The organism is Mucilaginibacter aquariorum (assembly GCF_024498135.1).
GTDB lineage: Bacteria > Bacteroidota > Bacteroidia > Sphingobacteriales > Sphingobacteriaceae > Mucilaginibacter > Mucilaginibacter aquariorum.
Window position 1 is genome coordinate 98,684 of the sequence record NZ_JANHOH010000010.1, and the last position, 17,190, is coordinate 115,873.

The following is a 17,190-nucleotide window of genomic DNA, read 5'->3' on the forward strand; positions in this document are numbered from 1 at the left end:
ACAAATATATACTATTCAAATAGCTTGCCACAAGTAGGGGCATGACAATGTGACAATTATATTATCAACATATTAAGATATGACAGAAGCAACTATATTTTGAACGGAGCAACGCAGATTTCTTGTGGAAAACGTTAAATAAAAAAGGTTGGTGAGGACACCAACCTTCGAAATTATATGCTTTATGACTACCTACAACAGCACCGCCGGCGCGTTAGTCAAATTAAATATATCAGCCATCAATTCGTCGCTTGGGCTTACCTTGTGCGATTTGGAAAGCAGATCTACATACATAGCCTCTTCCCCATCGCGTATCTTAAACTTAAGCTGGCAGCTTTTAGCCGGGTACTTTTCGTTGTTAGTGTTTATTACTTGCATCAAATCATCCAATAGCTGGTTGTTTAAGGCTTTTACATCCAGACAAACGGTTAGGGATTTGGTGAGTTTATCCCGCATTTCGGATAGCAGGCTCATAACAGTTACCCGCAGGTCCCAGTTATCTTTCTGACGGAATTTTTCTTCGATATTACCCTTGATATGCAGGAAATACCCATCAACCATCATGTTACGGAATTTCACATAATCCTCCCCAAAAAAAGCAAACTCGTACGATTCATTGTAATCTTCCAGGATGAACGTACCAAACGGCTTACCCATTTTAGTAGTTTTATGCTGAACATTTGCAACCAGGCCGCCAATACAGATCTCGCCGCGTTTACGCAGGGTTGCCAGGTTCTCCATCACTTCTTCCCCACCCTCGCCCGATCTGGCTTTTTGGATATTCTTTAATTCGGTGATGGTGGTATTACAGTATTTATCCATCTCCAGCTTAAAATTATCAAGCGGGTGCCCGGTTAAGTATATACCAATTACATCCTTCTCGTATTTCAGCTTTTCTATCAGTGGCCATTCTTCTGCCTCGGGCATTGCCGGTTCCGGGATATAAGATGCTACCGAACCACCAAATAATGATGACTGCGAGCTGCTTTGGGTGTTTTGATAATCGTTACCATATTTTATAAGGCGTTCAACCCCGCTTAAGATACCATTTTCTGTTTTGGCGAAGAATTGCGCGCGGTTTAGCCCAAACCCATCAAAGGCACCACCATAAACCAGGTTCTCGTATGATTTGCGGTTAACCGAACGGGTGTTTGACCGTTGGGCAAAATCGTAAACGCTTTTATAGGGGCCACGTTCCAGGCGCTCTTCAATAATACTTTCAACCGCCTTTTCACCAACACCTTTTACACCCGTAAGCCCGAAACGGATCACTCCTTTTATATTGGCGGTGAAGGCCATATCGCTCTCGTTAATATCCGGCCCTAACACCTGTACACCCATACGGCGGCATTCTTCCATAAAGAAGGTGATCTTCTCCATGTTATTTTGGTTGTTTAAAACCGCCGCCATATATTCTGCCGGGTAATGCGCTTTTAAATAGGCTGTTTGGTACGCCACAAAAGCATAACAGGTAGAGTGCGATTTATTGAACGCGTATTGGGCAAATGCCTTCCAGTCGTTCCAAATTTTGGTAAGCTTATCTTTGGGGTGGCCTTTGGCAATAGCCCCGTCCATAAACTGGGCTTCCATTTTGTTAAGTACCTCAATCTGCTTTTTACCCATTGCCTTACGTAAAACGTCGGCGTCGCCTTTACTAAAGCCCGCCAATTTTTGCGACAAAAGCATCACCTGCTCCTGATATACGGTGATACCATAAGTTTCACCCAGGTATTCCTCCATATCGGCAAGGTCGAACACAATAGGTTCCAGCCCGTGCTTACGCTTAATAAAGTTAGGTATATACTCTATTGGGCCCGGGCGGTACAGGGCGTTCATGGCTATTAGATCCTCAAACTTATCCGGTTTCAGATCGCGCAGGTACATCTGCATCCCGTCACTTTCAAACTGGAATGTACCGTTGGTATCGCCACGCTGATAAAGCTCATATGTTTGCACATCATCCAGCGGGATATAATCTATATCAATATGTACGTTGTGGTTCTGTTTGATCAGCCTAAGCGCGTCCTTAATAATGGTAAGGGTTTTCAATCCCAAAAAGTCCATCTTAATTACACCGGCATCTTCAATAACACGTCCGTCATACTGGGTAACTAACAGGTCAGAGTCTTTTGCTGTGGCCACCGGGACAATGTCCGTAAGGTCATAAGGGGCAATAATGATACCCGCAGCATGCACACCCGTATTACGAACCGAACCTTCCAGCTTTTCGGCCTCGCGAAGCACAATACCTTTAAGATCGGTTGATTTGTAAATGGTTTGCAGTTCGGGTACTTGCTCAATAGCTGTTTTTAAGTTGATACCTAATGTTTCGGGCACCAGTTTTTTCAGCGCGTTCACATCAGATAATGGCATATCCAATACCCTGCCCACATCCTGGATACTGGTACGGGCAGCCATGGAGCCATAAGTAATGATCTGTGCTACCTGGTTTTTTCCATATTTATCAACCACATAGTCAATAACCTTTTGGCGGCCCGCATCATCAAAGTCCGTATCAATATCGGGCATGCTTTTCCTGTCCGGGTTAAGGAAACGCTCAAACAGGAGGTTGTACTTCAGCGGGTCGATATTGGTGATACCTGTACAATAGGCTACCACCGATCCTGCTGCCGAACCACGGCCAGGGCCAATAAATACACCCATATCCCGGCCGGCCCTAATGAAGTCGGCCACGATGAGGAAGTATCCGGCAAAACCCATGGTACGAATGGTGAACAGCTCAAAATTGATACGTTCTTCAGCCTCGGGGCTAATATCTTTATAACGCTCTTTAGCACCCATAAAAGTAAGGTGCTTCAGATACTCCCATTGGTTAAGGGTGTCTGAGTCGGGTGTACTTTCGCTGTGGATCTTAAACTCAGGCGGGATAACGTAGTTAGGCAGCAGAATATCCCGCTTTAGCTTTAATACATCTACCTTATCAACTATCTCCTGCGTGTTATCTAACGACTCGGGAATATCATGGAACAGTTTGCCCATTTCTTCCTGCGTTTTAAAATAAAACTGATCGTTAGTAAAACCGAAACGATACCCCTTGCCACCTTCTTCGTCGGTAGCTATTGGGGTACTTTGCAAATCGCCGGTATTTACGCAAAGTAAAATATCGTGCGCGTTAGAGTCCTGCTGGTCTACATAGTGCGAATCGTTTGAGCAGATAACTTTTACGTTATACTTTTTGGCAAACTTCATCAACACAGCATTAACTATGTTTTGCTCGGGGATATCGTGGCGCTGCATTTCTATATAGAAATCCTCACCAAAAAGATCAAGCCACCATTTAAATTCAATTTCGGCGGCAGCTTCACCATCCCTTAAAATAGCTTGCGGTACCGATGCACCCAGGCAACAGGTAGTTGCTATAATTCCCTTATGATATTTTAAGATAAGCTCTTTATCAATACGTGGCCATTTACTATAAAGGCCTTCTATATAACCTAAAGAACAAAGCTTTATCAGATTTTTGTATCCTTCGGCATTTTTAGCAAGCATTAGCTGGTGGTAACGCTTATCTTTATGCTCTTTAGTAAACTGTTTTTTATGCCTGTCATCAACCACGTAAAACTCGCAGCCTACAATAGGTTTCACATTATGTTTACCCGCTTCGGCCACAAACTTAAACGCACCAAACATGTTCCCGTGGTCGGTAATGGCCAGGGCTTTCATCCCGTCTGCTGCTGCCTTTTTATATAGTTTTGATATATCGGCGGCACCATCAAGTAAGGAAAATTGGGTATGTACGTGTAAGTGCGAAAAATTGGGCATATCTAATCTCTGTCTGCTGTATCGTGGATTACAAATCTACCAAAAAACAATTCTACGTGTACGTATGTTGAAAAATTGAAGGCACGGATTAGCACATTATTTGCACAACTATAAGTATAATCATAACTTTTACAAATTTGGAACGATTTGGACGTATAGCTCTTAAAACCATACTTTGGATAATTGCAAGTGTTATTTTTTTGATATTGCTTGTAGTTATTTTAATACAGGTACCTGCTGTACAAAATTTTGCTAAAAATAAAGCGGTTACTTTTTTACAAAATAAAATCCACACCAAAGTAGAGATAGGCCACATTAGCCTGGGGTTGCCTAAATTATTAGTGCTGGAGGATGTTTATTTTGAAGACCAAAAGCGCGATACCCTTATTGCGGGTGATAAGCTAAAGGTTGATATCACCCTGTTAAAACTCCTAAAAAACAAGGTAGAGATCAACGAGATAAACCTGGAAGGCATCACCGCTAACATTAGCCGCGGGCCGGATAGCCTTTTCAATTTCGATTACATCCTAAAAGCTTTTGCCGGCGAACAGAAAAAAGAAGTTAAGCCGGAGGATACCACTTCTACCATGAAATTCTCGGTAGATAAGATCATTCTGGATAAGATCAACATTAAATATAAGGATGTAACCACCGGCAACGATGTGAAATTTCTGCTGGGGCATTTTGATACCCGTATCAAGGATTTTGATATGGATAAGATGAAGTTCACTATCCCCAAAATTAACCTGAGTGGTGTAAACGCTAAGATCATACAAACACCTGCGGGTTCATCAATTGCGCAGGCTGCTAAAGTTGATACTGCTGTTGCCCCATTAAATATGGACCTTACTTTGGGCGAGATAAATGTAGACAAGGTTAAAGTTGATTACATGAGCAGCGAAATGACCGCCAAGGTTGATCTGGGCAAATTTTTGGTGAACATGGATAAGATAGATATGAAGAAGCAGCATGTTGGTATCAAATCTATCCTGTTAGATAATACCACCGCAGGGCTCACTTTTGCCAAACCGGCAACTGTTACCAAAGCGGTGGAAAAAACTATTAAAAAAATAGATACGCTTACATCTACCACGCAAGCTAAAGGCTGGACCGCCGCTTTAGGCAAGGTTACCTTCACCAACGATAATATTAAGTTTGATAACGACGCGCAAAAGCCACTGCCACGCGGCCTGGACTTTGCTCACATGAGCATCAAAAACTTAAATGCCGATGCCGGGAATATCGCTTACGCGCCGGATAGTTTATCGGGTAAGATCAACTCCTTTACATTTAGCGAAAAGAGTGGTTTAAAAATAAATAAGTTCCGTACCACATTCTTTTACGGACCTAAGAATGCTTATTTAAAAGATCTGCTGGTTGAAACACCAACATCGGTTATTCAGAAAGATCTGCAGGTGGCTTATCCCTCAATAGAATCGTTAACCAAAGATCTTGGTAAGCTAAGCATCAACGCCAATTTGGATGGCAGCAAATTGGGCTTACGCGATGTGTTATTGCTGATGCCTACCATGGCATCAATGGAACCCTTTAAATCATCCCCAAACTCGGTTATAAAAGTGAACGGCAGGGTGAGCGGCCAGATAAATAACCTGCGCATCCCAAATATCGAAATAAGCGGTTTTGGCAATACTTATGTAAAGGCCTCTGCTACCATGCGGGGCTTGCCTGATGTAGAGAAATCTTATTTCGATGTCACCATCAATGACTTCCGCACTACACGCAACGATATTGTTCGCCTTGTACCCAAAGGTACGATTCCGCCAAATGTGAGCGTTCCCGAAAATATGGATCTGAAAGGGACATTTAAAGGCAGCATGAAAACCTTCAACACCAAAATGGCCCTGCGCAGTAGCTACGGCGCGGTTGATTTGGTGGCCGCCATGAAGAGTGGCAAACGCAAAGGAAGCGAAACGTATTCGGCCAATATAAAGGCTAATAACTTAAATATTGGGGCATTAACCAAACAGCCGCAAATGGTTGGCTTTGTAACCATGCAGGCTAATATAAGCGGTGCAGGGCTCGACCCAAAAACCGCCAGCCTAAAATTTAACGGCGATGTAGTAAGCGCCAATGTAAAGGGCTATACCTACCGTAACCTTATAATGAAAGGCACCGCGCGCAATGGCAGTTATGTAGCCAATGCCCGCATGAAAGACCCTAACATCAATTTTAGTTTGGATGCTAAGGCCAACATGAACAAAAAGTATCCATCGGTTAACGCTACGCTTTTGGTAGATAGCATAGATCTGCAGAAGCTAAATTTTACAAAAACCCCAATGCGCTTTCACGGTAAAATTATTGCCGATGTACCAACCGCCGATCCGGATTATCTAAACGCCAATATATTGGCAACCGATTTGGTTGTTAATAACAACGGACAGCGCATCCAACTGGATAGCGTAACCCTGATATCCACCGCCAATGCAGATAGCAGCAGTTTACAGCTTAAAACCCCCATGTTTTATGCCCACATGGTTGGCCAGTATAAGCTCACCCAAATTGCACCTGCACTGCAAGATGTTATAGATAAATACTACAACACCAGTCTGGGCAGCAAAACCCCGCGTGCCAAAGTAAAATACTCGCCGCAGCAATTTACGTTTGATGCCCGTTTGGTTAAAACGCCGTTGATTACCCAGTTTGCGCCAGACTTAAAACAGCTTGACCCGGTTTTATTCAATGGCCGCTTTAATAGCGCTACCGGTGAGCTGATCGTAAACGGATCGGCACCCAAAGTCATCTATGGCACAAACACTGTAAACAACATGAAGCTGGCTATTAACACCGGCAATAACGCGCTCAATTACAACTTAACTGTTGATGAGATAAAAGTAGGTTCATCGCTCGATCTGTTGTTCACCAGTGTATCGGGCAACGCCCAAAATAATAAACTGGGCATAAGCCTGCAGGTGCGCGATGCAGCCAAAAAAGAACGCTACCGCGTTGCGGGTATGTTTAGCGCGCTGCCAAACCAGTATCAATTTAGTTTCCTGCAAGATGGCTTATTGCTTGATTATACCCCGTGGGCGGTTAACCCTGATAACGCTTTGTTCTACGGTGCTAAAGGGGTATTGGCACGCAACTTTAGCATTACCAACAGTAACCAGGTATTAAGCGCGAATAGCAACTCGGGCGAGTACAATTCACCGATAACTGTTGATTTCAGGAACTTCCGTATCGAAACTTTGACCAAACTGGCTAAGCAGGATTCCCTGCTTGTTGGTGGCGTTATTGATGGAAACGCGGAGATAAGCAACTTCCAAAAATCACCGGTATTTACCACAGCAATTAACGTAAGCGATTTTAATTTTAAAGGGGATACTCTTGGTAACATTGCCCTTAAGGTAAATAACCAAACTGCCAATGCCTACGCCGCCCAAATGAGCATTACGGGCAAGGGCAACCAGGTTGACCTGAATGGTATGTATTATACCCTGCCCGAAAGCCGATTTGATATGAGCCTTAATATTGTTAACCTGGGGATAAAGAGTATAGAAGGGTTTAGCTTCGGGGCAATCAAAAACTCCAGCGGTAACATTACGGGGCAATTAAAGATAACCGGAACGACAAAAGCGCCAGCAGTTCGGGGGGATATTAACTTTAATAAGGTGGCCTTTAATGTAAGCATGCTTAACTCCTACTTCACCATGCCGCAGGAGAGCATTACGTTTAATGATGAAGGTATCCGTTTCAACGATTTTACCCTGGTTGATTCTACCAATAACAAGGCGATTGTTTCTGGTTCTATCTATACCAAAAACTACACCGATTTTAAATTTGGAATGAACATCCGCTCAAATAATTTCCGGATGATAAACTCTACCAGGGCAGATAACAAACTGTTTTATGGTAAACTTTTTGTGGATAGTGATATTAAAATACGCGGTGATATGGCCAAACCCGTGGTTGACGCAACCCTTACCGTTAATGATAAAACCGACATGACCTTTGTATTGCCAACCAGCGACCCGGGTGTTGAAGACCGTAAAGGAGTGGTTGAGTTTTACGACGCCAGTGCACCAAAAATGGATTCGATATTAATGGCCCGCCAGTTAGATTCGCTAAAGCAATCGGAACTAACAGGGCTTGATGTAAACGCTACTGTTAACATTGACAAGAACGCCAACTTTACCATTGTAGTTGATGAACGCAACGGCGATGTAGTTCACCTGAAAGGCGAAGCACACCTGAGCGGCGGTATCGACCCAAGCGGCAAAACCAGCTTAACCGGTACTTATACAGTTAACAGTGGATCATACAACTTATCATACGCGACTGTATCACGTAAATTTAATTTTAAACAAGGTAGCACTATCACCTGGACAGGCGACCCAACCAGCGCTAACATTGACCTTACAGCCATCTATGTAGCCAACGTTCCCCCAATTGACCTGGTAGCTAACCAGCTATCTGACGATAACACTACACAGTACAAGCAAAAACTACCTTTTAACGTAAATCTTAACTTACGTAATGAGTTGATGAAACCTGATATCAGCTTTGATATTACCTTGCCCGATAGTAACTATAACGTATCATCGCAGGTAACCACTACGGTTGATACACGCCTGGCACAAATCAGGCAAGATCCTAATGAATTAAACAAACAGGTACTTGGTGTTTTGGTGCTTGGCCACTTTATTGGTGATAACCCACTGCAAAGCCAGGGAGGAAGCGCAGGTGTTGAAGGCGCGATCCGCAACAGTGTGAGCAGCTTACTTTCCGACCAATTGAACAGCCTTGCAGGTGGTTTAATATCTGGTGTTGATTTAAATTTCGGTTTAACTTCCGGGCAAGATTATTCATCCGGCACAGCCACGAACCGTACAGACCTGAATGTTGGGCTGTCCAAACGTTTCCTTAACGATAGGCTAACGGTATCGGTAGGTAATAACTTTAACCTGGAGGGTGCCCAGCAGGGGCAAAAAACATCTAACATAGCGGGTAACGTATCTGTAAACTATAAGTTGAGTAAAGATGGGCGTTACACCCTGCGTGCTTACCGTAAGGATGAGTTTGTGGTAATACAGGGGCAGATCATTGAAACGGGTATTGGTTTCTCACTTACGGTAGATTATAACCGTTTCCGCGAGATCTTCCGTAAACGTACCGAGCAGGAAAAAGCGATGCGCCGCAAATATAAAGAAGAGCAAAAGATAAAAGACGAGCAGGAAAAGGCATCACAGCAAAAAGACAAAGAGGACAGAACTAAGACCCAGACCACAACCTTATGATAAAACGTATAATATATTTGCTATCACTGGCTGTAGTACTAAATGCTTGCAGTACCACCAAATACGTACCCGAGGGTGAAAAACTATATACCGGCGGCACAGTTAAGGTTGAAGATAAAGCTTTATCAGGCGGGGATGCAAAAAACCTAAGTAACGAAATGAAGGCGTTAATACGCCCTAAGCCAAATTCATCGTTGTTGGGTATGCGAATAAAGCTGTGGTTGTATTACAAAACAAAGAACCGCCACGGTTTTATACAAAAGTTTTTTAGCAAATACGGCGAACCACCGGTATACGTTAGTCAGGTTAATTTAGCTAAGAACAGCGAAATTATGACAAACCGCCTGCAGAACGAAAGCTACTTTCAGGCTGCAGTAAGCGGCGACACCGTGGGTAAAAAGAAAACCGCCAAAGCTATATTTACAGCCTTGCCCGGCCCGTCATACACCATACGTAATATTACCTTCCCAAGCGCTACAGATAATAGCCTGGATACCGCTATTAAAGGTACAATGGCCGGTACCCTTTTAAAATCTGGTGATAAGTACAACCTTGATGTTATAAAATCTGAAAGGATACGAATTGATGCCAGGCTGAAGGAAGAAGGCTTTTTTTACTTTGCACCCGAGCAATTAATAGTTAGGGTTGATAGCACGGTGGATAAGCATAAAGTTGACCTGGTTGTAAAAATTAAGGAGACCACTCCGGAAGAGGCACGCGAGATATATACGATAAGGAACATTTATGTTTATCCAAATTACTCGTTAAGGGATACTTCGTTAAGGTTAGACCAGGCCCAGGCATACCGCTGGTATAATATTATTGACCCACGTAAAACCGCACGGCCATATCTTTTTGCTAATACGGTATTGCTACACCCTAACGATGTATATAGCCGCACAATTCATAACAACTCGTTAAACAGGTTTATTAATCTGGGGCCATACCGCTATGTAAAAAACAGGTTTGAAGACGTTACACCCGATTCACCAAAACTGGATGTATACTACTTCTTAACACCCTACAAACGCAAATCCTTACAGGCCGAGATAGTTGGCCGTACTACATCGGCCAACTATACCGGTACGCAAATAAATTTAAGCTGGCGAAACCGCAATGCATTTAAAGGCGGCGAACTGCTAACCGTTACCCTTTTTGGTAGTACCGATGTGCAAATTGGCGGGCAAAATAATGGCTTTAACGTATACCAATACGGTGTACAAACCAGTCTTTCGTGGCCGCGATTAATTCCATTCAACATCAAATCGTCAAATGCATATATACCACGTACGGTTTTAACATTGGGCTATACCTCGGTTGTTAGGCAAAAACTGTATTCGCTTAACTCGTTCAATGGGTCATTTGGTTACCAGTTTAAGACTGATATTCATAAACTGCACGAGCTTAACATACTGGAGGCCACTTTCGTAAAACCAAGAAATGTGGATAGCCTTTATAGGGATAGTATCAATAACCCCAACAATCGTAACCCCTCGCTTAAACATGTTATCGATCCGCAATTCACCCTGGGCCCAAGCTACGCTTATACATTTGACAACACTACCGAAGATTACCGCACCAACAGCATTTATTTCCGCGGGAAGATGAGTTTGTCGAACAACTTATACGGCATTATAAGTGGTGCCGATACGCTTGGCGGTAAGCCCAAAAAATTGTTTGGTACCATATTTAACCAGTACGTTAAGGCGGAAAGCGAGATAAGATTTTTTCATAAGTTGAGTACCAGCAGTAAAATTGCTACCAGGCTTCTTGTGGGCGTTGGTTTACCTTATGGCAACTCTACCATTTTACCCTATAACCAGCAATTTTTTATTGGTGGCCCTAACAGTTTAAGGGGCTTTAGGCCAAGGTCAATAGGGCCAGGTACGGTTGACCCTACCCCCCTTAGCGGCAACAGCTTTATTGCCGACCAAAGCGGCGACATAAAATTTGAGGCTAATATAGAATATCGCCAAAAGCTATTCAGCATTGTATACGGCGCTTTATTTGCTGATGCAGGTAATATATGGAATGCCAAGCCGCATCAACCGGGCGGGACATTTGGCCCCAACTTTTTAACCCAAATGGCTGTTGATGCCGGATTTGGCTTAAGGTTTGATGCCACGATACTGGTATTACGTACCGATTTGGGTTTCCCATTGGTTAGGCCTTATACCCCTGCGGGTGGATCGCGCGCTATTAGCCCAAGCTTTAAAAACAGTATCCTAAATATTGCCATAGGCTATCCGTTTTAAACAATTAATGACTTGTTGATTTAGTGAATTTGTGATTGATTACTATATTGCCGAACCTTAACCTGCCAATAATTAATGGCAGCAATTAAATTTAATGACCAAAAGAACCGTTTCCGTTCCGCTAAATATTATCGACTTGCATGGCGATGGCTTTCATCCGGTGCTGGATATTGTGGTATTTAATAAGCCTTTTAAAGTGGTGCTTGACACCGGCGCTTCGCGTACCGCGTTTGATCATGAGTTATTAGTACAAGCTAATGAGGAAGCGGCTATTATTGCCAGCGAACGACTGTCAACCGGGCTGGGCACCAATACGATGGAATCATCCACAGCCATTATCGAAAATATTTGGATAGGTGATCTATTACTCCCAGAACTGGAAGTGGCCGTGCTTGATCTTTCCACTATCAATGTAGCCTACCGGGAAATGGGTCACCCCGAAGTATTAGGCGTTTTAGGCAGCGACATATTGATGAAGTACAATGCCGTGGTAGATTTTGGGAAGAAACGGTTGCTGTTGAAGTAACTCTTACGAATAAAACCCTATGCCACTTCTCTTTTTATAATTTGATTGCAGAGGCGTAAACAGCTTAAGTTAGTTATCATAAAAAATATGAGCACCACCACCAATGCCGGCAACGGGAGAAATTTTAATGAGTTATAATAATTATCGTCCGTATCACGGCTACCTGCCAAATAAAAAAAATGAGGTAAATAAAAAATACTGTTTAGCAGCATAGCCGGCAAATACGTTTGCCCTATAAGGTGCGCCTTTAATAACGACTTTCTGCCCTTATCTACTTTTATCTTTTTAGTGACGGCTATAAAAGTGTAGATGAGCGGCGAAAAAGCCAGTATAGCTATTGAAGTTATAAAAATTTTATGTACGAGTTTAGTATCGGGCATCACAAAACTCAGGCCTACACATATTGCGGTAAAAACCAATAATGACCACGTTAGGTACCCCGCAAAAATGGTTTTAAACGTTTTGCCCATAAGCTTACGGTATATTTTCTCCTGCCCGGTAGCTAATGCCTCAATACCAACATAACCGTTGAAATGATCATCAACTACGTTTTGAAAAACTATTTCGATGCGTCTGGTATCCCCTTCTTTACGTTTAACCTCAATGGCCGTAACAATGTGGTCAAATATTTCATTATATATTTCCTGGTATTTGATATCGTATATCTTCATACGGTCCGTTACCCACTGCAGTTCTTCTGGCGATAGTATCATTTGGCTATAGCTGCTGTTTTAAATTCATCCTTGTACAATTTGTATAAAGCCACATTGTATATAACGCCAAGCAGCAGCAATATGGTAGCACTGTAATGATTCGTATTTTGCCATACTTTATAAAATGGGGTGTATACCCAAATCGTAAGCATTACAAAAATACGTAATGGCATGCTGGCCAATGTTTCAAACAACCTGTCTTTGGCCGACTTTTTAATGGTGCCTAAAATATACCCTGTGTTGTATAACCTTATCAAATAAATAACCCCCGGAACAAAAATTATCAAAGCAAACATTACAGCAAATATGCATTCGGTGATAAATGCGCCAAACCTCATTTGCGATAAAAGGTAATATACAGCTAACGCGAACCCCGCTGTATATAATAAAGACGGAGCCCTAAAACAGCCTACAAAATAACTGGCAAACTTGCGAAGGCAATCTTTAACCAATGCGTTTTTACTGGTTCTTTCAGCTTTGAGTAAATTTTTAGCGTTGCCAAAATCACCGTTAATGATATTATTTACAGCATCCTCAAACGAAATATTTGCTGGTTGATGTTCAATTGCCGATAAGATATGATCGTAGATCTCTTCGTAGGTTTCCCGGTAGTTTAAAGTTTTATGAAGATAGCTTTGCAATACTTTTAGCTGTTGCTCGGTAGGTTTCATTTAGTAGCCGGTTTTAGGTTTAACAAGGTTTGTAGTTGATCAATAAACGCCTGTGCCTCGGTCAATTTGCTGGTTACCTCTTTCCCTCCCTGCTCGGTAAGGCGATAGTATTTACGTACGCGGTTATCAACTACCTGCGTAAAAGTTTCTAAAAAGCCATCTGCTTCCAACTTATGCAATGCCGGGTACAAAGCGCCCTCGGTAAGCATTATCTCACCTTCCGATACCTCTTTTACCTTTTGAGTTATTTCGTAACCATACATCTGGTCGTTATCTTCCAGCAGTTTTAAAATAATGGTTTGCAGGCTACCTTTTAGTAATGGATTAGTGCTCATAAATCAAATATATAAATTTATCAATACATAAGAAAATTATGTATATAAATTTAAAGGTATATTTTTTGTAGTGGTGATGCTTTCCTACCTATCTTAGTGCCTACAGCGGGCATAAAAGAAACTTTCAAGGGCGAAAAAAGGCGAATGAAAGTCGAAAAAACACCAAAAAGGACGCTCATTAAACCTACAAGACAAAAAAGCCTCCTGAATGGTCAGGAGGCTTTAATATCATTGGTACATAGATAACTATTAAGTATCTATACGTGCGTAACGTGCATTTTTTTCAATGAATTCGCGGCGCGGGGCAACCTCATCACCCATCAACATGGAGAAGGTATGATCGCACTCGGCAGCGTTTTCAATGGTCACCTTTTTAAGGGTACGGTTAGCCGGGTTCATGGTTGTATCCCATAGTTGCTCGGCGTTCATCTCACCTAAACCTTTGTAACGCTGTACGTGTACGCTATCTTCTTTACCTTGCCCTTTTAGGCGCTGTATAGCAACGTCGCGCTGCTCATCTGTCCAGCAATATTCAAATTCTTTACCTTTTTTAACCTGGTATAACGGTGGCGATGCAATATACACATACCCGTATTCAACCAACTCTTTCATATAGCGGAAGAAGAAAGTTAAAATAAGTGTGGTAATGTGCGAACCATCCACGTCCGCATCCGTCATGATCACAATTTTGTGATAACGTAGCTTGGTCATGTTCAGTTCCTTCGCATCCTCCGGCGTACCAATGCTAACACCAAGGCCGGTAAACATATTCTTTATCTCTTCGTTCTCGTAAATTTTGTGCTCCATGGCTTTCTCCACGTTCAGGATCTTACCTCTCAAAGGAAGAATTGCCTGAAACTCGCGATTACGGCCCTGTTTAGCGGTACCACCCGCCGAATCACCCTCTACAAGGTATAGCTCGCATAAAGTTGGGTCGCTGTTAGCGCAATCAGATAGTTTACCCGGTAAGCCAGATCCAGTCATTACACTTTTACGCTGCACCATCTCGCGTGCTTTACGGGCAGCTGCACGGGCTGTAGCAGCAAGTATCACCTTCTGTACAATCATCTTAGCTTCCCTCGGATTTTCTTCCAGGTAGTTGCCTAAAATTTCGCCTACTGCAACGTTAACGGCACCACTCACCTCACTGTTACCCAGTTTGGTTTTGGTTTGTCCTTCAAATTGCGGCTCCTGTACTTTTACCGAAATTACAGCAGTTAACCCCTCACGGAAGTCATCGCCTGTAATTTCAACCTTCATATTTTTCAGTAGGCCCGATTTATCAGCATAAGCTTTAAGCGTACGTGTTAAACCCATCCTGAAACCGGCTACGTGTGTACCACCTTCAATAGTGTTGATGTTGTTTACATATGAGTGTACATTTTCGGTATAGGTATCATTATACTGAAAAGCCAGTTCAACCGGGATACCTTGCTTAACACCCTCCAGGTAAATTGGATCAGGGATGATTGCAACACGGGTACCATCCAGATACTTAACAAACTCCCTTAATCCACCTTCAGAGAAAAACTCTTCCATAATGACAGAACCATCATCATTGGTTTCACGTTCGTCTGTTAATGTTAGGCGGATACCTTTATTCAAGAAAGCCAGCTCGCGTAAGCGGGTAGCTAATGTTTCAAACTTATACTCGGTAGTAAGTGTAAATATTTCCGGATCGGGCTGAAAGGTTTGTGTAGTACCTGTGCGGTCTGACACCCCAATTTCTTTTACATCAAACAAAGGTTTTCCCTGAGAATATTCCTGTGTAAATATCTTGCCATCACGCTCAACAACGGTTTTCATGTGGTTTGACAGCGCGTTAACGCAACTTACCCCCACACCATGCAAACCACCCGATACTTTATAAGTATCCTTGTCAAACTTACCACCGGCGTGTAAAACGGTCATTACAATTTGCAATGCCGATACTTTTTCTTTTGTGGTGATACCTGTTGGGATACCACGGCCATTATCTACAACCGTAATGGAATTACCCTTATGGATGGTTACATTGATAGTATCGCAATACCCGGCAAGCGCCTCATCTATTGAGTTATCAACTACCTCGTAAACCAAGTGGTGAAGGCCTTTTACGCCTGTATCACCAATGTACATGGAAGGTCTTTTACGTACAGCTTCTAAACCTTCTAAAACCTGAATATTATCTGCTGAATAATTTGATTTATCCTGTTTTTCTTCGCTCATATTTGATTAATACAATAACCTCTCTCCAAGTGGAGTTCTATACACAAAAATACGATTTTTGCTTCATACTACGTTGAATATTGTGCAACATTAGTGCGATTGTGGATAAATATGACTGATAATAAACATGTTAATTAATGGTTAGGAAACTTGTGATGAAAGATTATATTTGTCAAAATTTTTTTAAGATAAACAGAATGAAAATGAAGGCCTCAATTGTTACAAAATCAGTATTAGCATTGCTAATTGCTGCAGGTGTATCTGCTTGTAACCAAAATAAAACAGATAGCAAACCAGCTGCGTCGACTACTGCAGGTACAACTGCCGGTACTCCCGAAATTGTTTATATCAACCAGGATTCGTTAGTATCTAAATACGACTACATAAAAGATATGGACAAACGCCTTGGTGATAAAGGTAAGGCTGCACAATCTGATGTACAATCGCGCCAGCAAGCTATTCAACGCGAAATTGCAGAATATCAAAAAGCTGCTCCTACCATGCCTGCCGATCAGCGCCAGGCTACTGAGCAACGCCTGCAACGTAAAGGACAGGAGTTTCAACAATATCAGCAAAATGCAGGTGCGCAAGTTCAAAATGATCAATTAAGTGAGCAAACTAAGTTATATGAAAAACTGGTAGAATTTACAAAAGCTTACGCTAAAGAAAAAGGTTATAAAATGGTGTTAACTACTCAAAAAGGTAACACTAACGTTTTATTTGCAGACCCAACCCTTGATGTAACTGCCGACGTTGTAAAAAGGTTAAACGAAGCTTACGCTAAAGAAAAGAAATAATATTTCAGATGTGCAGATGCGTGAACATGCAGATGTGCAGATTGTAAAATAAATAATTAATGAAAACCCCGGCTTTTTAGTTGGGGTTTTTTAATTTAGACTGATGGAAGATAAAGGCAACGAAAAATTTATGCAGATGGCTATTGACCTGTCTGAATACAATGTAAAACAGGCACAGGGCGGCCCTTTTGGTGCGGTGATAGTGAAAGATGGCATGGTGGTGGCACGCAGCGCAAACAAGGTTGTTACGCAAAACGACCCAACCGCGCATGCCGAAGTATCTGTTATACGTTTAGCCTGCCAGGAACTGGGTACTTATGATTTAGAAGGCTGTGAGATATATACCAGCTGCGAACCCTGCCCTATGTGCCTTGGCGCAATATATTGGGCACGTATTAGCAAAATATATTATGCCAATACAAAGAAGGATGCCGCCGACATAGGCTTTGACGACCATTTTATTTATGATGAATTGGTACAGCCAATGGAAAAACGCAAACTGCCTTTTGTACAACTAATGCGGAACGAAGCCCTTGCTGTGTTTAAACAGTGGGAGATATCAGAAAGTAAAACGGATTATTAAGCCCAGGCCAGGGATCAAAGGATCTCTCGGATTTCAACTCATCATGACAAACTAAATCATCGGG

The 17,190-nt window shown here is 42.3% G+C and carries 10 protein-coding genes; 5 read left to right on the forward strand and 5 right to left on the reverse strand.

From position 1 onward, the window contains the following. Window positions 1-192: 192 nt before the first annotated feature. Window positions 193-3,783 (reverse strand): DNA polymerase III subunit alpha, encoded by a 3,591-nt coding sequence (gene dnaE / locus NPE20_RS23210; RefSeq protein WP_256541097.1) that lies wholly within the window; start codon window positions 3,781-3,783, stop codon window positions 193-195. Between the two features lie 137 nt (window positions 3,784-3,920). Between dnaE and NPE20_RS23215 the strand changes: the two genes are divergently transcribed. The 3 genes from NPE20_RS23215 (at window position 3,921) to NPE20_RS23225 (ending at window position 11,819) form a co-directional block, all read left to right on the forward strand. Continuing rightward, window positions 3,921-9,038 carry a translocation/assembly module TamB domain-containing protein gene (locus NPE20_RS23215; RefSeq protein WP_256541098.1) on the forward strand — a complete coding sequence of 1,706 codons (5,118 nt, stop codon included), beginning with the start codon at window positions 3,921-3,923 and terminating at the stop codon, window positions 9,036-9,038. Next, window positions 9,035-11,293: a translocation and assembly module lipoprotein TamL gene (tamL, locus tag NPE20_RS23220; RefSeq protein ID WP_256541099.1), complete on the forward strand. Its 2,259-nt coding sequence runs from the start codon at window positions 9,035-9,037 to the stop codon at window positions 11,291-11,293. The genes NPE20_RS23215 and tamL overlap by 4 nt, the downstream gene beginning before the upstream one ends. Before the next feature lie 94 nt (window positions 11,294-11,387). After that, window positions 11,388-11,819 (forward strand): aspartyl protease family protein, encoded by a 432-nt coding sequence (locus tag NPE20_RS23225; RefSeq protein ID WP_256541100.1) that lies wholly within the window; start codon window positions 11,388-11,390, stop codon window positions 11,817-11,819. Window positions 11,820-11,836: 17 nt separating this feature from the next. Here NPE20_RS23225 and NPE20_RS23230 read toward each other — a convergent pair whose 3' ends face one another. The 4 genes from NPE20_RS23230 to gyrB all read right to left on the reverse strand — a co-directional run bounded on the left by NPE20_RS23230 (window position 11,837) and on the right by gyrB (window position 15,746). Next, window positions 11,837-12,532 carry a hypothetical protein gene (locus tag NPE20_RS23230; RefSeq protein ID WP_256541101.1) on the reverse strand — a complete coding sequence of 232 codons (696 nt, stop codon included), beginning with the start codon at window positions 12,530-12,532 and terminating at the stop codon, window positions 11,837-11,839. Next, window positions 12,529-13,203 carry a hypothetical protein gene (locus NPE20_RS23235; protein ID WP_256541102.1) on the reverse strand — a complete coding sequence of 225 codons (675 nt, stop codon included), beginning with the start codon at window positions 13,201-13,203 and terminating at the stop codon, window positions 12,529-12,531. Before NPE20_RS23235 ends, NPE20_RS23230 begins: the two co-directional genes overlap by 4 nt. Further along, window positions 13,200-13,538, reverse strand: a complete 339-nt coding sequence (locus NPE20_RS23240) for a PadR family transcriptional regulator (protein ID WP_067058209.1) — start codon at window positions 13,536-13,538, stop codon at window positions 13,200-13,202. Before NPE20_RS23240 ends, NPE20_RS23235 begins: the two co-directional genes overlap by 4 nt. A 249-nt stretch (window positions 13,539-13,787) precedes the next feature. After that, entirely contained in the window at window positions 13,788-15,746 is a 1,959-nt protein-coding gene (gene gyrB, locus NPE20_RS23245; RefSeq protein ID WP_256541103.1) for a DNA topoisomerase (ATP-hydrolyzing) subunit B, read from the reverse strand. Between the two features lie 203 nt (window positions 15,747-15,949). On the opposite strand from gyrB, the gene NPE20_RS23250 reads away from it, so the two are divergent. Then, window positions 15,950-16,543 carry an OmpH/Skp family outer membrane protein gene (locus NPE20_RS23250; protein WP_256541104.1) on the forward strand — a complete coding sequence of 198 codons (594 nt, stop codon included), beginning with the start codon at window positions 15,950-15,952 and terminating at the stop codon, window positions 16,541-16,543. 103 nt (window positions 16,544-16,646) lie between these two features. Beyond that, window positions 16,647-17,126, forward strand: a complete 480-nt coding sequence (locus NPE20_RS23255; RefSeq protein ID WP_256541105.1) for a nucleoside deaminase — start codon at window positions 16,647-16,649, stop codon at window positions 17,124-17,126. The last annotated feature ends 64 nt before the right edge of the window (window positions 17,127-17,190 follow it).

Excerpts from the sequence above, each read along its gene's own strand:
- dnaE (WP_256541097.1), bottom strand. The coding sequence starts at position 3,783 with ATGCCCAATTTTTCGCACTTACACGTACATACCCAATTTTCCTTACTT.
- tamL (WP_256541099.1), top strand. The coding sequence starts at position 9,035 with ATGATAAAACGTATAATATATTTGCTATCACTGGCTGTAGTACTAAAT.
- NPE20_RS23225 (WP_256541100.1), top strand. The coding sequence starts at position 11,388 with ATGACCAAAAGAACCGTTTCCGTTCCGCTAAATATTATCGACTTGCAT.
- NPE20_RS23230 (WP_256541101.1), bottom strand. The coding sequence starts at position 12,532 with ATGATACTATCGCCAGAAGAACTGCAGTGGGTAACGGACCGTATGAAG.
- NPE20_RS23235 (WP_256541102.1), bottom strand. The coding sequence starts at position 13,203 with ATGAAACCTACCGAGCAACAGCTAAAAGTATTGCAAAGCTATCTTCAT.
- NPE20_RS23240 (WP_067058209.1), bottom strand. The coding sequence starts at position 13,538 with ATGAGCACTAATCCATTACTAAAAGGTAGCCTGCAAACCATTATTTTA.
- gyrB (WP_256541103.1), bottom strand. The coding sequence starts at position 15,746 with ATGAGCGAAGAAAAACAGGATAAATCAAATTATTCAGCAGATAATATT.
- NPE20_RS23250 (WP_256541104.1), top strand. The coding sequence starts at position 15,950 with ATGAAGGCCTCAATTGTTACAAAATCAGTATTAGCATTGCTAATTGCT.
- NPE20_RS23255 (WP_256541105.1), top strand. The coding sequence starts at position 16,647 with ATGGAAGATAAAGGCAACGAAAAATTTATGCAGATGGCTATTGACCTG.